The sequence below is a fragment of the Gorillibacterium terrae genome, assembly GCF_051594785.1.
Classification (GTDB): Bacteria; Bacillota; Bacilli; order Paenibacillales; family NBRC-103111; genus Gorillibacterium.
Genome location: NZ_JBPPGI010000001.1, coordinates 1,244,593 through 1,266,636, shown reverse-complemented (window position 1 = coordinate 1,266,636; position 22,044 = coordinate 1,244,593). Strand labels below are relative to the sequence as shown.

The 22,044-nt window shown below is 56.0% G+C and carries 3 protein-coding genes (1 of these 3 only partly in view); all 3 read right to left on the bottom strand.

Features of this window, described 5'->3' with window-relative positions; genetic code table 11:
- Tightly spaced (each overlapping or abutting the next), the 3 genes in view from ACSEXS_RS05330 to ACSEXS_RS05320 form a layout consistent with a single transcriptional unit that may run on beyond the window.
- A protein-coding gene (locus ACSEXS_RS05330; RefSeq protein ID WP_438432128.1) for an SDR family NAD(P)-dependent oxidoreductase crosses the window boundary here: on the bottom strand, positions 1 to 6,297 show its beginning. The gene continues 6,816 nt to the left of window position 1, outside the view; the window shows 6,297 of its 13,113 coding nt (coding positions 1-6,297); its start codon is at positions 6,295 to 6,297; its stop codon lies off the left edge, out of view.
- The gene (locus tag ACSEXS_RS05325) at positions 6,297 to 21,236 is read right to left on the bottom strand and encodes an SDR family NAD(P)-dependent oxidoreductase (RefSeq protein WP_438432127.1); all 14,940 of its coding nucleotides are present in this window, start codon (positions 21,234 to 21,236) and stop codon (positions 6,297 to 6,299) included. Before ACSEXS_RS05325 ends, ACSEXS_RS05330 begins: the two co-directional genes overlap by 1 nt.
- Positions 21,229 to 22,044, bottom strand: coding sequence for a ParA family protein (locus ACSEXS_RS05320; protein WP_438432126.1), 816 nt, complete (start codon positions 22,042 to 22,044; stop codon positions 21,229 to 21,231). The genes ACSEXS_RS05325 and ACSEXS_RS05320 overlap by 8 nt, the downstream gene beginning before the upstream one ends.

The following is a 22,044-nucleotide window of genomic DNA, read 5'->3' as shown; positions in this document are numbered from 1 at the left end:
CGAATTTCCCTCGGGTTGGGACTGGAAGTCAGCGGTTGTGACCGGCTCCGGATTCAGGAACCGGTTGATTTGATTCGGTTCTCCCGCAAAGACAATCAGGTTGGGAATTCCGGCGGACAAACCGGTTTCGAAGATCCGAATGCCTTCGTTATCACGCAAGGGGACCAGGCCCGCTTGACGCATGAGGGTTTTGGCATCATCGTTCACCCTCATTCCACCGTTCTCCCATAACGGCCAATTGATGGCCGTGGTTATCCCCGGCGCATTCTCCCGAGTTCGATATTCTGCGAAATAATCCATGAAGCTGTTGGCATACGCATAATCGACTTGGCCGATATTCCCGCTGACGGCGGACGTGGACGAGAACAGGGTGAAGAAGTCCAGCTTTTCCCCTCGGGTCGCTTCGTGCAAATGAAGGGTGCCGTATAGTTTGGCAGCCAGCACCTCATCCATTTCCGCCGCGGTTTTCCGGAAGGCGAGTGAATCCCGGAGCACCCCGGCGCTGTGAATAACCCCGTCAATCCGGCTGAACCTAGCCTTGGCTTTGCGCACCGCTTCAATCACATCGTGCTGTTTGGATATATCGGCCGCCACATAGAGGATCTCGGCGCCGGACTTCTCCAAGCTGCGCAGTTTGTCTTCCGTCTCGGCATTCAATGGAGACCGGCCCACGAGAACCAATTTCGCCTTGTACCGTTCGGACAGATACCGGGCAAAGATGAACCCCAATCCCCCTGCGCCGCCGGTGATCAAATAAACGCCCTGTTCTCGACATATGCCCGTGAACGGCTGTGCTTCCATTTCCGGTTGAAAGGCTTGCAGTTGATGAATAAACCGCGATTGGGCCTCGTAACGCACTTCCGCCGGGATGTTCCGGGAGGACTGCAGTTCCCGGCACGCCAACTCCGCCATTCCTTCCAATAAATTATTGCCGGGTGCTGCCCTTCCTGCACCGCGGATCTCCATGGTTTGGTAAATCAAATGCGGATATTCCAAGCGTATGGTTTTCATGAATGCACCCAGTGCCGCATCTAATGGCTGTATCTCCCCATTGGGGGATTCATAGAGGTATAAGAGACGGATCGGCCGATTCGGGTTCCGTTCGATCAAGGCCCGGGTCAGATAAAGCAGCGAATAGGCGCTCCGGGCAAGCCATGCTTGGATGGGAGATTCCTCCGCGGTGAACTTTTCAGGAGACCACCGGTAGATAATATTTTGCAAGCTAATATGTTGGGCCTGCAATTCATCAAACAGCTTCAGGTAGGCTTGCGGATCGTCCATCGCCATGGAATAGACTCCTGCCTCCGGCTTTCGATCATCCCCGCCGGGTCTTACGAGAATTACCCGAGAGCTGTCCTTCCGCCGTCCGCATCTTTCCTGTAACGCGACGGCCAACGTTTCTTCGCTGGCAAAAATGACCGTATCCCCCAGCGGGCCATGCTCCGGGTCAACCGCCAAATCCGCGGGAACCCAATTCTGTTGATAATAAACCGTGCGAGAGGCGGAAGAATCCAGGACCGGCAAAGCGGCTGCGGCCGCCTTCAACGTAAAGCCCTTCAGTTGAACCAGGACTTCTCCCGTTTCATCGGCCAACTGAATATTATATTTGGGCATCTGCGGGACCGAATCGCCGGACACGGTAACATAGGCGAAGCATTTCGGCGGCAACGGACCGAAGAGGACCAGCTCGTCCAGGGCATAGGGCAGGAATAGCCGGTTCAGGTCGGTTCCGGCGAGTTGAGCGAATCCGGCCACCGTTTGAAAGGCTCCATCCAACAAGGACGGATGAAGGACATAAGCGGAAAACTCGCTTTCCAAAAAGTCGGCCACTTCCAGTTGGGCCAAGCATTCATTCTCGTTGAGGTACAGTCTTTGAATGGCTTGAAAGCCCGGACCGTATTGGAATCCGATCCGTTGGAAGGCCGAATAGCATTCCGCCCCTGCCTTCACTACCGGGCACCGCTGTTGAATCGTTTCCGGGCGAATGGAGCCAGGCCCCATGACTTCTTCCGGACCGGCATAATACAGCCGGCCGCTGGAATGAACCAGATCTCCGAGACGGTCGTCCGTATCGGTGGAGATTTCAAAATCCACGGCGTCGCCTTCCGGAAACAACCGGATCGATACCGGGAGAGTTTCCTCCCTGACTCCGATCGGGCTCATCCATCCGACATTTTGAATGATGCGAACCCGGCGGTCTTGCACGGCCAAATGGCCTGCGGCAACGGCCATCTCCAGATATACCGCGCCGGGCAAGATCCTATCGCCGGATATGCGATGATCCCGGAGGTAGAATTCGGCAGGGTTCAGGATTTTCCGGTACCATTGCCGTTCCAAGGTCGATTCATTGGTGTCGACGAGGGGATGGAGGCTGGTGAAGTTGCCGGTCCTAGGCGCATCCACGGTGGGAATCCAGTAGCGTCCCTCCTCAAAGGGATAGGCGGGCAATGAAATCCGCCGAGGCCGTTCGTTGGCGTAGCCCATCTCCCATGGAACGGCAGCGCCGGATACCCAGACTTTGGCCAGTTGATCCGCTCGGCCTTTCTGTATCAAGGCTTGAACGAAAGCCTCTCCCTCTTCTTCCTCCATCAGGAGTAGGTTTGGAGCGCTCTTGGCGCGGAGCGAACCGGAGTATACCCCGTCTTGTTCCTGGCGCGTTTCCAGAAACCGGGCCAGTTTCTCCGCCAATTCGGCATAGCCGGCGGCCACTACGGCCAACCGCTCATCCATAGCTTCACGCCCGACCTGCAGCGTGTAGACAAAATCCCGATAAGGAATCATTTCTCCCGCATCCAATCGGGCCGGATCGCTAAACGGCTTGAGCCAGCTTTTGAAGGAGCGCAGGTAATTGTCAAGCGCTGCGGAGGTTTTTGCCGAAAACACCGCCACGCGCGGCTGCGTATCCCATTCCGCCGGAACTTCCGGAGCAGAGTATTCCTCCAGAATAATGTGGGCATTGGAGCCTCCCGCCCCAAACGAACTGATCCCCGCCCGCCGGGGATATTCTCGCTCGATTCCCTCTTCTTGAATGATCGGCCGGTTCCACCCGGTAAGCTCGCGCTGGACATAAAACGGCGATTCCGGAAAATGAATATGAGGATTCAACCGTTCCGAATGAAGAGAGGGTACCAATTGGCGGTTTTTCATTTGCAGAATGACTTTGGTCAGCCCGGCGATTCCCGCCGCGGATTCCAAATGTCCGATATTCGATTTGGCGGAGCCGATGGAGCAGTACTGCTTGTCTTGGGTGGATTCCCGGAAAGCATTCGCCAAACCGGTAATCTCGATGGGATCGCCCAAAGAAGTACCGGTTCCGTGGGCCTCGATGCAGCTGATCGTCCGAGGGTGAACGCCGGCATTCTTGAGCGCGCGGCTGATCAAACCGGCTTGGGCTTTGGGATTGGGAACGGTGAAGCCGTTGGTCTTCCCCCCGTGGTTAATGGAGGTTCCCTTGATGACCGCATAGATATGGTCGCCATCCCGGATTGCCTCCGACAACGGTTTGATCAGAACCGCACCGACGCCTTCACCCGGAACGTAACCATCCCCGTCGTCCCCGAAGCTGCGGCACCGGCCGTCGCTGGCGGCGAAATTGCCCTGGCTTAACTGCAGATGCTTCATGGGATGAAGGGTGAGATTCACACCGCCCGCGATGGCCTTGCTGCATTCGCCGCGGAGAATGCTTTCACAGGCCAAATGAATGGCGGTCAACGAGGAGGAACACATGGTGTCTACGGCAATGCTCGGACCCTGAAAGTCAAAGTAGTACGAGATCCGATTGGCGATGGCGGCATAGGAGGAGGTATTGGCAATCATATTGCCCTTTTGCATCTCTTCCGCTCCGAACAGCTGGTATTGGCCGTACATCACCCCGACAAAGACCCCCACGTTCTTATGCAAGCCCGCCCGGGTATACCCCGCATCTTCCAAGGTGTGCCAGACGGTCTCCATGAACAACCGCTCCTGAGGGTCCATATGCTCGGCTTCAATGGGCGATATATTGAAAAACAGGGGATCAAATTGGTCAAAGCCATCCAGGAATCCGCCCCATTTGGAGTAGCTGATTCCGCGCTTTGTTTTATCGGGATCATAGAAGCGGCGATAATCCCAGCGTTCGGATGGGATCTCCACGATGCAATCCCGGCCCGCCTTCAGGTTTTCCCAAAACTCATCGAGATTCTTCGCTTCCGGGTACCGTCCGCTTATGCCGACGATAGCCAAGTCCCGCACCGGAGCGGTCTCCTTGGTTTCGGTCTGAGACCGGGGGGATTCACGATCCAGAAACCGGGACCGCGGCCGTTCCTTGGCCTTATCGGGATCGGCCGATACGGAAGACTGTTGGGGAGACGCGGATGGACGATCGTCGCCGCCGATTAAGGTCAGCAATTGCTGCTGGTGATGCTCTACGAAATAGTCGACCAGTTCATGAAGATTTTGATATTCAAAAAACAGGGTCTTGGACAAGTCCCCAAAGTGGCGTTCCATCTCCCGGTTCAATCGGATAATCATCCCCGAATCGATCCCGTATTTCTCAAACCGCTCCCGGGAATCGATTTTGGAGACAGGCAGCTTGGTTTGCCGAGCCAATAGTTCCTTAAGGAATGTCTCGGTCTTCTTCCTGAACGGAGCTTTCGCTCCTTCATTCAGAGCCTCCACCGGTTCAACGCTAGTGGAAGTCCTGGTTTCTTGATTCAACTCCTTGATCCAATTTCTGATCTTGTCTGCATGGCCGGGCAGGACCATCACCTGGGTCATGTCCGAATGAAGCGCAGTGCCAAAGGCCTTGATGCCCGCTTCGGTACTCAAGGCGGCCAGGCCGGTCGTTTCGCTCAGTTGGCGGAAGGATGCTTCATCGGCGGCCATTCGTCCATCCTGCCAGTAAGGCCAATTGATGGAGACCGTTTTGCCGGGACGTCTCATCGCGGAGCGCCATCCGGCAAACTCGTCGAGGAATTGGTTGGCATAGGCATAATCGCTCTGCCCCACATTGCCGAAGACGCCGGCGAGGGAAGAAAACAAAGCAAAGAAATCCAACGGCTCGGTTCGGGTCATTTCATCCAGGTACACCGTACCGAACACTTTGGGGGCCAATACGGCCTCCATATCCGCCCGGTCTTTTTTCAGCAGATAGGAGTCCTTTAAAACTCCTGCGCTGTGAATCACTCCCTGAATCTGTCCAAACCGGGCCTTGGCTTGGGAGATCAAATGTTCCACGTCCGTCCGTTTTGCGAGATTCGCCCGGACATAGATGGCTTCCGCACCCAGGGCCTCCAGCTCCTGCAATAGGCGGCTTCCCTGTTCTTGGATCTCGGAACGGCCCGCCAGGATTAATCTCGCCTGGAATTCCCGGGCCAGGTAGTTGGCGAAGAGGGAGCCCAATCCCCCCATTCCGCCGGTAATCAGATAGACCCCGCGGTCCTGAAACGGCGGCAGGCTCTCCTCCGAACCCATGGTTGCTTCCGCATACCGTTTCATCTGACGCAGGCCGTGCTCATACCGAACTTCCGCCGTTCCCGCAATCGCCTCGGCCAATTCCCGCTCCAGACATTCGGCCAGCGACTCCGGTGTTAGACTTGGCATGGACCGGGTATCCCATCCGATCGTCTTCACCGCAAATTGCGGATTCTCCCGGCAAAGGGTCTTTGCAAATCCATTGACCGCCGCATATTGGGGTTGAAGGAGGCTTCCCGGATTAAGGGGATTCGCCGCTGCCGAATATACATACAACAACTGAATCGGACGCTTGTTTTTCTGCTCCAGCAGGGTCCGGCAAAGATGATACATGGAATAAAGGCCATGCTCCAATTGACTGTGCAGAGCATCCGCTTCGGAAGAGTAGGAGTCGATCGACCACCCGTGAATAATGTGACGGGGAGTCCGCTGCTGCTGCTCCAGCTCCCGAAGTAACGCCTGGTAGTCATCGGGAGCCGCTGGGTTGATTTCGAAGAGATCCGCGCCCAGCTTGCGGTACCGGTCTCCGGCTTTCACCTGTACCATCCGATCGCCGATGAGGCTTCGGAGGCTGTCCGCCCACGCATCGTCATCGGTAAACAGGACGAGGCCACCCACAGGCTTGGCGGAAACCGGGTGACAAGCGGGTACCGTTTCCCAGTAACTTCGGCCATATAAAATTTCTTGATCCCTGGAATGGGAACCCGCCGTGCCCGTTGGTCTGTCCAGTTCGCCTCCGGGGCTGCGCCGCAACGCTTTAATTCGAGTTAGCCCTTCCTCGGATGAGAGTTGTTGCTTGGCGATCAGCTCCAATATCTTCATCCGTTCCTGGTCCGATGCATGCATTATAAGACCTCCAGTAATCGATTTACCTCTTCGACCCGCAGTTCGCCCTTTTCCAATCGGGACAACAAATCCCGGATAGCTGCATCCGACGCATCGGCTCCGCGATTCTCCAAAGCCGGGGTCCCGGTGGCAGATGCCTCGACTTCCGTCGGATGAAATTCCCGGACGGAGTAGCTTTGAATGCTCGCGACGACCCGGCCGTCGATGTCGGCGATCCGAATGTCATAGGATTGGAGTTCCGGGTTGACGGAGGCGGTCGTATGGGAAAGGGTAACGTACGCATAGCATTGAGCCGGAATAGGCCCGTTCATCTTCAATTCTTCCATGGCAAACGGCAACAACAGGGCTCCGGTCCCGTTCGCCTTTCTTTGGGCCAGATGTGCGGCAGACTGGAGAGCGCCGTCAATCAACACGGGGTGAAGCCCGTAATCCGCGAAGCCCTCCTGGAGCGAAGACGGCAATTCCAGATACGCCAGGACCTCGGATTCATTCCGGTACACATCGCGCTGGGTTCGGAAACTCGCTCCGAACTCGATGCCATTCTGTCGGAGTTCCCGATACATCGCATCGTCAATCCCGAACTGAACGGTTCGATGCTTGATGCTCTCAATATCGATCCATTCCGCTTTTGCCTGCTCGGGCCGATCGGCAGAGAAGGTCACCCGTCCCTGAGCATGGATGATGGGTCCGTCTGCGGCATGGGTGACGAATTCGATCGCAACTTCATTCCGCTCGGGGTGCATACAGATGTCCACGGTTTGGATATCGCTTCCCGCTGCCAAAGGCTTGACCCACAGAACATTCGTGATTTTGGCCACAGCTTGTTCCCCGGCAAGCTCCGCCGCTGCCCGGGCCATCTCCAGGTATACCGCCGCCGGCAATATCTTGCGATTTCCGATTACATGATCCCGCAAATAATACTCGTCTCCGGACAGCAAGGTGCTGTATTTTTGCTCCCGCAGCGTGGAGGTATTCCGATCGATACAGGGATGAAGCTTGGCCGGAGAAGGACTCCGGTAAGGATGTTGTTGCGTGGCGCCGATCCCCGGATCCGTACCGGGCAACCAGTATCGCTCTCGGGCAAAAGGATAAGGCGGCAGCGGAATTCTTCCGGGATTCGTTCCCTCCTGACAGAGGTCCCAGTCGATTTCATTTCCGGCCGCCCATAATTGGGCAACCTGAACGTACTCCCTCTCTCTTAGCAGAGTTTGTACGAACGAGTGCCAGCCCTTCCCTCCCGATAAGAGCGAAGTCATTCCCGGCTCCGGTCCGATGCTCCCTGCAAATACGTTTTCCACAGCCGAGTTGCCTTGCCGATAGCCTTGCAGCTTCTCTACCAACTCATCCAGACTTGATGCCACTACCGCCAACCGTTCTTCCATGGCATCCCGACCGGTCTGCAACGTATAGGCGATACGGGGAAGGAGCCGGTTCATGCGAGTTTCCTCGGTTCCGGCCAGCATCTTGCGGAATTCGTCCAGCATCGATTGGAGATAATCTTGAAGCTGTCCCTGACTTTTGGCGGAAAAAACGAGAATTTGCGGTTGTCCGCTGGCCGTCTCGGATACCTCGCAGCTCTCCTCGTATTCCTCCAAGACAACATGGGCATTGACGCCTCCAATTCCAAACGAACTGATTCCCGCCCGCCGGGGGATTTCGTGGCCGGAACGGTCCCGCAACCGCTCCCAGCGCTGCAAATGCCGGACAATATAAAACGGGCTGCCTTCCAATTTGATATAAGGATTCATTTCCTCAAAATGAAGAATAGGCGGCAGCTGCTTATATTTCAGGGCCAACAGAACCTTGAGCAGCCCCGCGATTCCGGATGCGGATTCCAAATGGCCGATATTGGTCTTAACCGCGCCCAGACCGCAATGCGGTTCAGGCGGGTCCGGCAACTCCCATTGTTGGTAGAGGTCCTGAAAGGCATCCTTCAACGCTTCAATTTCCACCGGGTCTCCCAAGCTTGTTCCTGTCCCGTGGGTCTCGATATAACTGACCGTGGAAGGATCGATCCCGGCCTTCCGATAAACGCCGGTTATTAAGTCCGCTTGTGCGGCGGCATTGGGAGCGGTCAAGGAAGCGGCGTGCCCCCCATGATTCACGGAAGCGGCCTTGATCACCGCATAGATATGGTCGCCATCCGCCAGCGCCTTGGATAAGGGCTTTAATAGGAGGGCCCCCGCCCCTTCCCCCCTCACATAACCGTTGGCCCGTTTGTCAAAGGTTTTGCAGCGGCCGTCGGGAGAGAGCATCCCGGATGCGCTTTGATAAACATATAAATTCGGGCTGACGATGATATTGATCCCGCCTGCCAGCGCCATCTCGCAATGACCCGACTGGATCGCCTCCACCGCCCGGTTGACCGCCACCAACGAGCTGGAGCAAGCCGTATCCACCGGTTCGCTGGGTCCATGAATATCCAACATATAGGAGATCCGGTTCGCCAACAGGGAATGGGTTACCACAGGGGTTTTGTTCTCCTTGATCAACAGCTCCTGATAATCGGCATTGGATACTCCCATGAACAGGCCGGTCCGGGTTCCGGCGAAATCCTTGGCTTTGTACCCGGCATCCCAGATGGTTTGCCAGACCACTTCGATCATGATCCGCTCCTGAGGGTCCATCAATTCCGCATCCAGGGGGGCGATGCCGAAGAACAGGGGATCGAACTTGTCCACTTCCCGGATGAATCCGCCCCATTTGACGTTCGTCTGGAACGACTGGCCGTTGGGTTCCCCATATATGGCTTCCCAATCCCAGCGGTCCTTGGGAATCTCGCTGATCAAATCGCGCTGCCCGATCAGGTTTCGCCAGAACTCTTCCAAGTCATCGGACTGGGGCATAACGCCGCTCATCCCGATGACGGCTACCGGCTCCGGGTTAGATATGCGAACGTCCATCCGTCGGCTTTGCGGTTGACCGAAGCTCTCGAACCGGGAGCGAAAGCCTTTTACAGGCGGTGCTTCGGGCCGGGCCGGGAGCAACGGCGGCTTCCCGGCGGGCGGCGTTTGGGCTCGAAAATACCGCGACACCGATTCGCGATGCTCCCGAACCAAGTACTGGGCCAACGCTCCCGGGTTAGTATGCTTGAAGAAAAGAGCCGGAGTAAGGTCCAATTTGAAAGTGGCATTGAGATGATTGGCCAGCTCCGTCAAGGTGATGGAGTCGAATCCGATCCCGCTCATATTGTCATCCAACTTGAGCTTGGCTTCGTCGTATTTTAGGATGCGCGCCATGATCCGAATGAGTTGCTTTCGGATCTGCGGCAGCAGGGATTCCTCCTGATCGGCGTCGGACAGGGGTTCCGGTTCGCAAGCCTGTTCGGGGATTTGCAGGCGCAATAAACGCCTCAGTTTGGACGAATCTCCTTCCAGGAATACAAACGGGGACTCCGTTTCACCCAGCGCGGTCTCAAAAGCGTTCAAACCGGTCTCGTTGCTGATGGGGGACATCCCCAAATCGGCGAGCATCTTTTCGACGTTTTGATTCACCTGCATACCGCCGTTGCTCCATAAGGGCCAATTGATGGAGAAGGTTTTCCCCGAGCGGTTTTGCTCCCTCCGCCAGTCGGCGAAATCGTCCAGAAAGCTGTTGGCGTATGCATAATCGCTTTGACCGGCATTTCCGGTGACGGCGGTCAGGGAGGAGAACAAGGCGAAGAAGTCCAACGGTTCTGTCCGGGTAGCCTCATCCAGATATACCGCGCCGTAAACCTTCGGTGCCAAGACCGCTTGGAAATCCGCAAGACTCTTCTCCCGAATCAGGGAGTCCCGGATCACACCGGCGCAATGGATCATGCCGTGAAGTCCGGCATACCGGTGCTTCACCCGGCCGATCAATTCCTTTACGTCGGACTTGTTGGTCAAATCCGCGCTTATGTATTCCACCTCTGCCCCCAATCCTTCCAGTTCCTTGATTCTCGTCCATGTCGCGGAAGGCAATACCCGAGTCCGGCCGGTTAAGATGAGCTTGGCCCGGCACTTCCGGGCCAGATACTCGGCAAAGATCAGCCCCAATCCGCCGGCACCGCCGGTAATCAAATAAACGCCCTTCTCCCGCAGAGGCAGCGAGCGGGAGGACACCGCTTTGGGAGTATACTCCCGCCAGGTTCTGACCCAGCGTTCGCCTTCTTGATAACGCAGTTCGATCTCATCCGGATGCTTCCGGTTAAATTCTCTCAGCATCCACTCCACGTCACCCGAGTTTGAGGATTCCGAAGTGCGGCAGGTCCGCCAACCGACGGTTTTGATGTGGAGATCGGGATTCTCCAGTCGGTTGGTCTTCGCGTATCCGCCGACCGCCGAGTAGTGGGGTTGACTGCTATAAGGCGCGACCGCAGCTTGATCCGGGCCGGGGGCTTCGAAATAAACATAGAGCAGCTCCACGGCCATGCCCGGATGGGTTGCCATATACGCGCGGCTTAAGTGGAACACGGAGCCGATCCCTTGGGCCAACTGGTCCGCCAGCGCATCTCCTGCGGCAAGGAACGGTTCCTGCGACCAGAGATGCAAGACTTTTTGGGGAAGCTGTTCCCTCTCCTCCAATACCGCCAAGAGCTTCCGGTAATCCTCCGGATTGTCGGGCTGGATTTCAAAGGTGTAATCCGGCAATTCCGCAAAACTCCCGCCCGGCTTCACCAGGATGACCGAATGGGAACCGGGAAGCCTGTCCCGCAATCGGACCGCCGTATGACTCCCGTGGTCGAACACCAGCAACGTGCCGAAGGCTTCGCTCCGGACGGGATGACGGTTGTCCTGAGGTCGGATTTCCCAGCCGCTGCGAGCATAGATTCGATCTGCAGCAGCGATTCTCTCCGTGCCCCCTCTTGTCCCCGCTTTATTCAAAGCGCTGACGGAATAGTCCGTCAGCTTGACGACCACTTGACCTTGCCGGTCCAACAGCCATACTTGATAGCGCGCAGCGATGGGATCGAGCTGCTCCTGCCCTGGGGCTTTGGTGGCATACGCATAAGCAATGCGAGCTCCCGGCCGGATCCATTCGATCTCCCCCATCACGAACGGCATATAGACCGTATTCGGATCCGCCCCGTTGTGATAGGCCCAAACCACCACGGTCTGCAGCCCGCCATCGGTCAGGGTAGGGTGAAGCAAATAATCCTCGACCCCCGCTTCCAGTTCCGGCGGAATGCCCACTTCCGACAAGGCTTCATGCCGATTGCAATAAAAGGCTTGAACCCCCTTGAAACGGGAACCGAAATGAACGCCCATTTCTTCCAGCTTCGTATAGTAGGCATCCGCTTCAGCTTGGCCGCCCCGGCACCGTTCTTTGACCTCCTCCACATCGACGAATTCCGCTTGGGCCGGGGGCAGAGCTTCATCCCCATAGATGAGCCTTCCCTGGCAATGAACGGTCTTGGACTCTTCATCCCCTGCCGAGCCATAGCCTCGGGTGGATACCTCAAAGCGAACCTGCTCCCCGTCAGGATGTAGTCCGATGAAGACCGGCATCGGTTCATCCGGACGGACGGCAATGGGACTGATCCAGATGATGTTGTTCAATTTCATCACCTGTTTGGAACGATGGGCCAAGTTGCCGGCTACCCGCAGCATTTCCATATAGACCACGCCGGGGAGGATGTTGGAATGGTCTTGGAGATAGAATTCGTCGCCATGGAATGTCTTCATGTAGCATTGTTCGTCCAGCGTAGATTCGTTGGAATCAATCAGCGCATGCCGTTGTTCATGAACGGACCGTCGTTTCCCGACCTTGGCGGCATCGGGGAGCCAGTAACGCTCTTTGTCAAATGGATAGACCGGCAAGGTCAATTTGGTAGGCGGCTTAGGCCCGTACATCCTTCTCCAATCGATATCCGTTCCCTGGACCCATAACCGGGCAAGGGCTGTCCACTCCCGACGCTCAATCAAGCCGGCTATGGAGTCCTCCCCGTCGCCGCTTTGCCGGAGATCGGGTTTCCCTTTATGGTCTCGGATGTTCCCTTGCATCATCTCCGTAACCGCTTGCCCGGAACAATAAGCCGTCAAGGCCCCGATCAGCTCACGCGGGTTGGAAGCAACCCACGCCAACCGTTCATTCATGGACTCTCGGCCGGTCTGCAAGGTATAGGATATATTTTCCAAACACTCCTCCGTAAGCTGCGGGTTGGCTTCAAAGAACGCCAGCATCCGGGCCGCATAGACCCGAAGCCTGTCTGCGTTTTTGGCAGACAGCACCATCAAGAGTCCGCGTCCCTTTTCCGGCTGCGCCGCCGGTAGGGAAACCAAGCCTTCCTCGATGACGATATGAGCGTTCACACCGCCGAAACCGAAGGAACTGACACCCGCAACCCGGGGAATTTCAACACCGTTCTCATTCCGAAGCCGGTTCCAGGACTGGGTTTCTTTCACGATAAAAAACGGGGAATCCTGCAATTGAATATAGGGGTTCAGCTGTTGAAAATGGATGGTGGCCGGCAATTTCCCATGCTTCATGGCCAATAATACCTTGACGACACCGGCAATTCCCGCTGCCGCTTCCAAATGGCCGATGTTGGTCTTGATGGAGCCCAACCCGCAGTGAGGCGTTTCGGGCTTAGCGCAATTCCAGTCCCGGTAGAGCTGATCAAATGCTTTTTTCAAGCCATTGATTTCAATGGGATCTCCCAGACTGGTTCCGGTGCCGTGAGCTTCGATGTAAGCGGCCCGGCGCGGATCGACGCCGGACTTGCGCCAGGCTTCGATTAGCAAATCCGCTTGGGCTATCGGATTGGGTGCGGTTAAGGAATTGGTATGTCCGCCATGGTTTACCGCCGTACCCCGGATCACTCCGTATACATGATCCCCCTCGGCAATCGCCCTTTGCAGCGGTTTGAGAAAGATGGCGGCGGCCCCTTCTCCCCGGACATACCCGTTCGCGCGTTGATCAAAGGTCTTGCAGCGACCGTCCTCGCATAGCATCCCGGCCTTACCGAAGGTAATGTAGGCGGAAGGGCTGGCGATGACATTGATGCCTCCTGCGATCGCTTCGGAGCAATCCCCATTCCGAATCGCTTCTACCGCCCGGTGAATCGCAACCAAGGAACTGGAGCAAGCCGTGTCGATCGGCTCGCTTGGCCCATGGAAATCAAGGAGATAAGAAATCCGGTTCGGCAATACCGAATGAAAGTTGCCGGTTGCGGTTTGCGCTTGTATGCCGATGCCCGATTCCTTCAAGATATCCGCGTAATCCGCGCTGGCGACGCCGACGAACAAGCCCACTTTGGTTCCGGCCAGATCGGAGGCCTTGTAGCCCGCATCCTCGATGGTCTTCCAGACGACCTCCAAAAATATCCTCTGCTGCGGGTCCATCATTTCCGCTTCGCGGGGGGAGATGCCGAAAAAGGCAGCATCGAATTTGTCGGCCTCTTTCAGAAATCCCCCCCATTTGATATTGGTCTTGTTATGCTCCTTGGGGTCGCCGTACCAGGCTCTCCAATCCCAACGATCCTGCGGAATTTCGGTGATCAAGTCTTGTCCCGCTTCCAGATGGCGCCAAAATTCTTCCACATCCTCCGATTGGGGCATGACGCCGCTTATCCCGGTAATGGCGATATCGTCTTCGCCCCAAGTACGAACCGGGATCGGCGACGGACCGGCGCAGGAGACCGAATCCGGCAGCGTCGGAGGTGTGTGCCGATCTTCAACCGCGGCTGCCTTGCCTGCCGACTCTGCCGCAGGAGCCTCTGCGGCGAGCAAATCTTGATAGTACATGGTTAACTGCGGTCCATAGTCCGTCAGCATCACCCGGGAGAACGCGTCCAGAGATCGGTGTTCGAAGAATTGCGAAGGGGTGATTCCCAAATCGAATTGGTCATTAAGCAAATTGCCGAATTGGGTAAAAGTGACCGAGTCAAAGCCCAGCTCGCTCATTTCCCCGTAAATATCCACATCCTCCTCATGGATTTTCAATATTTTCCCAACCCCGGCCAGCAAGTCTCGCTGAAGGTTGAGCAATAGCCGCTCCTTGTCCATGACAGCCGAATTCCCGGTTGAAGGGCCGACTCGGACCGCCGGCTCCGCGGCTTCCGGTACCGTTTGGTTTTCCGGTAAAGCCGTTTCGCCAGGCCGCCCGTACACTTGAAGGAACCGCGACGGATATCGGGCCAGCATCTCCCTGGAGAAGGAGGCCAGTGACCGGTATTCAAATAAATCCGAGGGCATGATGCCCAAATTGAATTTCTCGTTCAGCAGGTTGCTGTATTGGGTAAAGGTGACGGAATCGAAGCCGAATTCGCTTAATTCCGTCTCGATATCAATCTCTTCGAGAGTGATCTTCAGAATTTCTGCGACTCCGGATGCGAAATCCTGTTGAATGGCTTGTAACAGCTCCTTGTCGCTTGGCGCTGCGGCCGGGATCGCAACCGCCTGATCCGGTGCAGACGGCGGCGATTGTTTGCTGAAGAATCGCCTGATTTTGCCGCCATCCCCCTCCATAACGGCGAATTCGGGTTCCGGACGGCCGAGTCCATCCATCATGATCCCGAACCCGGAGGCCGCGCTGATGGGAATCATCCCCACGGCGCCCCGAAGCATGGCGGCTGTCGCTGCATTGACGCCCATACCGCCGTCTTCCCATAACGGCCAATGGATCGCCAGCACCTTGCCCAACCGGGATTCTTGCGCCCTTAGGACCGCATAATGGCCCATGAAGCCATTGCCGAAAGCGTAGTCGCTCTGACCGGGATTTCCGGTGACGGCAGCCATCGACGAGAACAGGACAAAGAAATCCAGCGTTTCTTCGGCCAGTGCGGCATCCAAGGCCAGGGTTCCGAACACCTTGGGGGCCAACACCTCTTTCATCTCCGTCAACGTCTTCCGCCTGATGGAGTTATCGCGAAGAACACCGGCGCAATGGATGACCCCGCGGATAGGTCCAAAGCGCGACCTGGCCGCTGCCACTAAGCGGGAAGCCTCATCGGGCTTGGCAATGTCCGCTTTCACATACAGGACTTCCGCTCCCCTATCCTCCAAGTCCCGAATCTTCGCTTCCCGGGCGGCATCCAACTCGGAACGGCCCGATAAAACCAGCCTTACCTTGCCTTGTCGTGCAAGCTGAGAGGCGATGGCAAGCCCCAAGCCGCCGACGCCGCCGGTAATTACATAGACCCCCTCAGGCCGAATTGGAGATATCCGGGAAGCCGCCGGTCCCGAGGATAGGCGCGGGGTGATTTCCCGGATCCTTTTTACCCATCGCTCCGTGCCCTCGTATCGGATCTCCATCTCATCCGCCTGTTCGGCTTCCACTTCCCGACCTAGCATTACGGCCAGCGAGGCCATCTCGGTTGAATTCCCGGGCAGGCTATATTCAATGACCCTGCACAGCAATTCCGGACATTCCGCATGAACCGTCCGAGCAAACCCGCTGACAGCCGCATACTGGGGTTGAAGGCCGCTTGGGAATTTCCCGCCGGGGCTTGATGGATAAAGGAAGAGGAATTGGCTCTTAAGACCGGGCCGATGCTCCAGCACCGCTTGGACCAGATGAAAGAACGAATAGAGACCGACCCGAAGGCTGTTCTCCAGCACTTCGGGGTCTTGGTCGAAGGAGTCCTGCGCCCAGCGGTGAATAAACGTGTCCGGAGTAAGCTGGCTTCGCTGGAGCTCCTCGAGAAGCCGACCGAAATCATCGGGACGATCCGGATTGATCTCATAGCGGTGATCAGCCTGGCTATGGAACTCCCGCCCCGGTCGGACCAGGACTATTCGGGTTCCAAAACCGGAGACCTGTTGCAGTGCTGCGGGAAGGCGGTCCTCCGTATCGAACACCACCAGTGTTCGATCGGGCTTGGGCGGGGATTCAAGCTGATGCCTATCCCACCCGCTCCCGAAATAAAGCCGTTCGGCGATCGCGGAGGACGTCACGACGGTTCGGGGCTCTTGCTCCAAACGCCGGAAGGAGAAATTCTTCAGGAACACCAAGACATGGCCGGCTTCATCCGCGATCCGGACATGGTAGCGTCTAACCGGACTGCCTTCGGTAAAATCCTGCATGATAATATGGGCGTAGCATGTCCGGGGGAGGGGGCCATAAATCCGAAGCTCCCCCAATTCAAAGGGGACGTACGTTCCTGCGGTATCGTCCGTATCGGGATCTTTCAGCGCAATAATCGACTGCAGCGCGCCATCCAACAATGCCGGGTTCAACCGGTATTGATCAAATTCCGGCGTTAGTTGTTGCGGCAATTCCAGGATAGACAACACTTCCGTGCTTCGGTAATACAGCTTCCGGACAGCGCGGAATCGCGGTCCATAATGCAATCCGCTTTGTTCATAAAGCCGGTAGCAGGTTTGCTCATCCATGGACTGGGACAGACGATGCTTCAGTGCAACCAAATCGATCGTTTCGGCTGTTTCCAATGATTGGGATGGATCGGCAAAGAGGAACCTGCCCTGAGCATGAACAACCCGCTCTGCAGGCTCGGATTCGCTCCACACCTGGTAGTTCACTTCATCCCGTTCCGCGTGCAGACGGATAGTTAACTGGAACGGTCGGGTTCCCGCAGCGGTTTCCTCCAACAGGACCGGTCGAGTCCAAACCACGTTCTTCATTCCGGCCACAATCCGGTTGCCGGACAAATTCCCCGCAGTCAGCGCCATCTCCAAGAACGCAACTCCGGGAAGGACTTTTCGCCCGTTCAGCCGATGGTCGTCGACGAAGAATTCCGTTCCGGTTAACAGGGTGCTGTACTTATGTTCCTCCAGGGTCGAGCTGTTCCAGTGAAGCAGGGGATGCAGCCGCCCCGGCGACGGACGGCTTTGGCCGTCACGACTCCCCGTTTGCGGAAACCAGTACCGCTGCCCGGAAAAGGGATAAGTGGGTAAAGAGACCGTGCGCGGACGTTCTCCCGGGTATAATTCAAACCAATCCACATCCGCCCCCAGCGCCCAAATCCGTCCCAATTCATGGAGCTCCCGATTGTGCAGCAGTTGACTAACTTGATCTCCGGAAGGCTGCAGTCGGGTTTCCCGGATTCGCTTCCGGTTCCCCCGGAACATCCCCGCCGGCCCGGGTTGAACGTCCAGAAACTGCGTTAGGCCAAGAATCAGACCTTCCACATCCGGAGCGACAATTGCCATTCGTTCCTCCAAGGGTTCCCGACCCACTTGCAGGGTATAGGCCAGGGCTGCCGGATCCACGGCCGCATCTTCCTTTTCCGATAGCTTCACTTCTATAAAATCCCGTAACCGCTTGGCATATTGCTTGAGCCGGACTTCGTTCTTGGCGGAGAGCAGGAATAATTGCGGTTCCGTTGAACTCGGCAGAACGCTGGGGGCAATCGGATAGTCTTCAAGCAAGAGGTGAGCATTGGACCCGCCCGCGCCAAACGAGCTAATTCCAGCCCGCCGCGGAAATCGTTTCATTTCATTGCCGACGGCAACCTCAGCTTCCGTCCACCGTTCCAGCTTGCGCTGCACCCAGAACGGAGAGTTCTCAAAATCAATGTTCGGGTTGAGGCGGTCCGCATGGATGGATGGGAGCAATTGCCGATGCCGCATTTGCAACAATATTTTGGTCAGTCCGGCAATCCCCGCAGCGGATTCCAAGTGGCCGATATTGGATTTAACCGAACCGATGGCGCAGAAATGATTCTTATCGGTATACTGGCGCATCGCTTTGGTCAGTCCGGCGATTTCCACAGGATCCCCCAATGCCGTTCCGGTGCCGTGGGCTTCGATATAGCCGATGGTCAGCGGGTCTATACCGGACTTTTGGATCGCATCCAGGATCAGCCCGGCTTGGGCATTGGGATTGGGAACCGAGTAGCCGTTGGTTTTCCCGCCGTGATTCACCGCGCTCCCTTTAATTACCGCATAGATGAGATCTTGATCGGCCACGGCGCGGTCCAACGGTTTCAGTAAAACCGCTCCCACCCCTTCCCCGGGAACCATTCCATCGGCCTGTTCGCCAAAGCCGCTGCATATTCCGGTCGGCGAGAGCATCTTGGCCTGACACATGCTCACGTATTTGGAGGGATGAAGGTACAGATTGACCCCGCCCGCAACCGCCATGGAGCATTCCCCGCTTCTCAAGCTTTCGCAGGCCAGGTGGATGGCAATCAACGACGAAGAGCATGCCGTATCGATAGGCATGCTCGGTCCGTGAAAATTAAACACATAAGAAACCCGATTGGCAATGGACCAAGGCGATGAAGTGAAGGTAACCGGATTGCCCTTGGCCCACTCTTCCATGGCCGCCTGGGGATAGGTATTGGAGGTAGCCCCCACGAACACCCCTACATCCAAGCCATTCTCCTTGGGCGCCGCCTTGCGCAGTTTGTTGAAATTGTAGCCTGCATCCTCCAGGGTTGCCCAAACCGTCTCAAGAAACAGTCGTTCTTGGGGGTCCATGGCTTCCGCTTCCCGGGGTGATATATTAAAGAACAGAGGTTCGAATTTATCGAAGTCTTCGAGAAACCCTCCCCATTTGCAATACATCTTTCCTTCTTTCCTATTTTCATAGTTGGAATCATAATAGCTCTGCCAATCCCACCTCTCGGGAGGAATCTCCGTGATGCAATCCTTCCCGGACGCCAGGTTGTCCCAGAACGCCTGCAGATCCTTAGCCCCCGGGTAGCGGCCGCTCAGACCGATGATGGCGATATCCGTCGCCATGGTGGCAACCGCCTTCTCCGCCCTGGGTTGGAGCAGTTCGGGTTGATAATCCCAGTTCTTCCGCGGGGAGCTCAGGGGGCTGAGGGGTTTCCATCCCTTGGCTGCCGGAACGGAGACGGTAGGGTCTTGTTCAGGCGCTCTTTCCGTAGGGGCAAAAAACTTGATCAATTTCGCAGCTTGATGGTTCACCATGTATTCCGTCAATTCCTGGACGTTGCGATACTCAAAAAGCAAAGTTTTCGGCAAGGCGCCCAGTTTTTTTTCAATTTCCGCATTGAAATGATTGACCACGATGGAGTCGATTCCGAAAGCTTCAAAGGTGGTCTTGGAATCGAGCTTCTCCAACGGCAAACCGATTTCGTTGACTAACAGGTCTTTCAATAAGGTTTCGGTCAGCGGATACAGGTCCTGATCCGCCATGGCAGGCTGCGGTAATTCGCGGGGAGCCTCCGATTGCTGCGTACTCCGGGTGATGAACGGAACAATCCGCGACTGGTCGCCGTACGTGACAATGATTTGGGCGTGGTCGTGCTGCACGGCGAGGTTCAGACCGGCCAGTCCTTCCCGGGTGGGCAACGGCTCCAGCCCCATCTGTTCCCTCAATACCCGGCGCTCCTCTTCATCCAGGGCCATTCCGCCGTTCTCCCACAGCGGCCAGTTGATGGCTACGGTTTTCCCTTGACGTTTGCCTTGTTTACGAAATTGCTCCCGCATTTGGGCAAAGTTGTCCAAAAAATCGTTCCCAAAAGCATAATCGCTTTGACCCACCTTCCCAAACTCACCGGCCAGGGATGAACATACAACAAAAAAGTCCAGCTGTTCGTCCTGCAATGCCTCGTCTAAATGCATGGTCCCCCAGACTTTGGAGGCCAGGACTTTCTCCATTTCTTCGTAGGTTTTTTTTAGAATTAAACCGTTCTGGTAGATCCCCGCACTGTGAATAACCCCGTCAATCCGCCGAAATCTCGACTTCACCTGCGAAATCAATCGATCTACGTCAGCCTTGCGAGCCAGATCCGCCGACACGTAGACGATTTCGGAACCGTAGGTTTCCAACTCTTTGATCTTTTGCTTCTTTTCCTTGGTTAACTCGGATCGGCCGACCAGGATCAAGGTAGCCGCCACTTGTTGAGCCAGATATTCGGCGAAGATCATCCCCAACCCCCCGGCGCCGCCGGTGATCAGATACACCCCATGTTTCTTGAATGGAACAGAGCTGTTCGCTCGGCGGCCCGACATTTCCAACCTCCGGTAGCGCTTCACCATGCGGCGATTCCCGCTGTACCGAACCTCGAGTTCCTCCCCGCCCAGCGCCGTTTCAGCGGCTATGATTCCGGCGGCATCGGTACCAGGCTCAGGTCCGGCCGAGTCCTCCTGCAGTTGAATTTCCACTGTTTTAAAGGCGAAATCCGGGTTTTCCAGACGGAGCGTTTTCACAAAACCGCTGACTGCGGCATATTGCGGTTGGGTCCCGATACCGCTATATACATAATCCAGGGCTACCTTGTGCCCCAGCTTTAGCTCCATTACCAACTGAGTGAGATAGAAGAGCGAAAAAAGGCCGTGGTCCAGCTGCTCTTGCACTGTGGAAGCTTTCCCATCGTATGGAGTCCTCGACCACCCGTGGATGATTTTATCCGGTAACCGATTCTGCGAAGCCAGACGCTCGAAGAGCTGCCGATAATCGGCCTTCGCCGCCGGATTGATTTCGAACCGGTCCTCGCCCCATTCACGAAATGAGGAACCGAGCCGCACGATCATGATGCGGGCAGCCGAATCTTTCTTTGCCAATTCAGCCGCCAGAGCGTTCCCGCTCAAGCTATCGGCGGCAAAGCACAAGATTCGGCGAAACGGAACGGAAAGCTTCCGTGCCTCCGGCTCGGATTCTATCCATTCCCCCTGAAAATACCCGGTAGCCATCTCATCTCCAGAATGGGCAAGATGGCGCTTAGGCCCTTGAGAGCTGCTCCATAATTCGGCGATCCGCCGATACCCCTCCTCGGCGGTGATTTCGCGGCTCTTCACCTGCTCCAGAATCGTTCTCTGTTCAACCTGCCATAGGGTCTTGGCAGGCTGGAAATCAACTTCCTGGGGCGCCTCTGCGACGGAGCCTTCAACGGATTCGAACTGGAGCTCTTCAGGAGCAGGCAGGATTCCCATCTCTCTCTCATCCGGCCGCTGCGGAAGATCAAAAGGTTCCGATTGGGCTTCCGCCGCCCCCTCGTTGATTGGGGATGTGGCTTTATCGTTCGGCTTGTCCAGAAATTCACTGGATAAGATATCGCCCAAAATGGACATCAGACCTTCGGATGTCTTTTTCTTAGCCATGCAGATTCACCTTCTTGTTAGGAGTGACCCCTTCAACGCCTTCGCATTTTTGGATAATTTCCTGAGCCAGGGTCCGAAATGCCTGGCACCCGGATTGCCGGGAATCATATTGAAAAATGGTTTTTCGCTCCACCGCGGCCGCCGTAATCGCCACATTTCGTCCGATAATGCTCTTCATGAGCCGCTCGCCGACCAGCTTCTCCATTCCCTCCAGGAGGTGTTTGGCCAGTGCTGTCCGTTTGTCATAATCCGTAATCAGAATCCCCAGTTCCTTCAGGTACTTGTTGATCCTAAACAGCTGACCGACGTATTCGTCTACAATTTTGACGCCTTTGATGCTGTCCGCATCCGACTTGATGGGAATCACATACTTATCGGAGGCAATCAACGCCATGGTCGTCAGCAGATCCACATCCGGGTGCAGGTCGATAAAAATATAATCGTAACGGGATTTAACGGTTTCGATTTTATCCCGCAAACGAAACAGAGTTTCCGGTTTGGAGGCCGAATCGAACTCATTTTTTATCCGGACGATTTCCAGTTCGGAGGGGATAATCTGCACGCCTTCCACATGGGTATCGTAGATGCAGGTGTCAACGGCCAACTCGTCCTGGCGAAGCAAGTCATAGACGGTTAGCTTCACGGAGTTGGGATGGGCAACCATCTTGTCCGACAGGTTCTGCTGCAAATCCATATCGATTAACAGGATTCGCTTCCCAAGCTGTTGTAAAGCGTGGGCTAGATTTAGGATGATGGTGGTTTTTCCAACCCCGCCTTTGACATTGATGAAGCTTATGGTTGTCGCCAT

Bases quoted from the DNA above. Each gene is read 5' to 3' on its own strand.
- ACSEXS_RS05325 (WP_438432127.1), bottom strand. From the start codon at position 21,236: ATGGCTAAGAAAAAGACATCCGAAGGTCTGATGTCCATTTTGGGCGAT.
- ACSEXS_RS05320 (WP_438432126.1), bottom strand. From the start codon at position 22,044: ATGGCGACAACCATAAGCTTCATCAATGTCAAAGGCGGGGTTGGAAAA.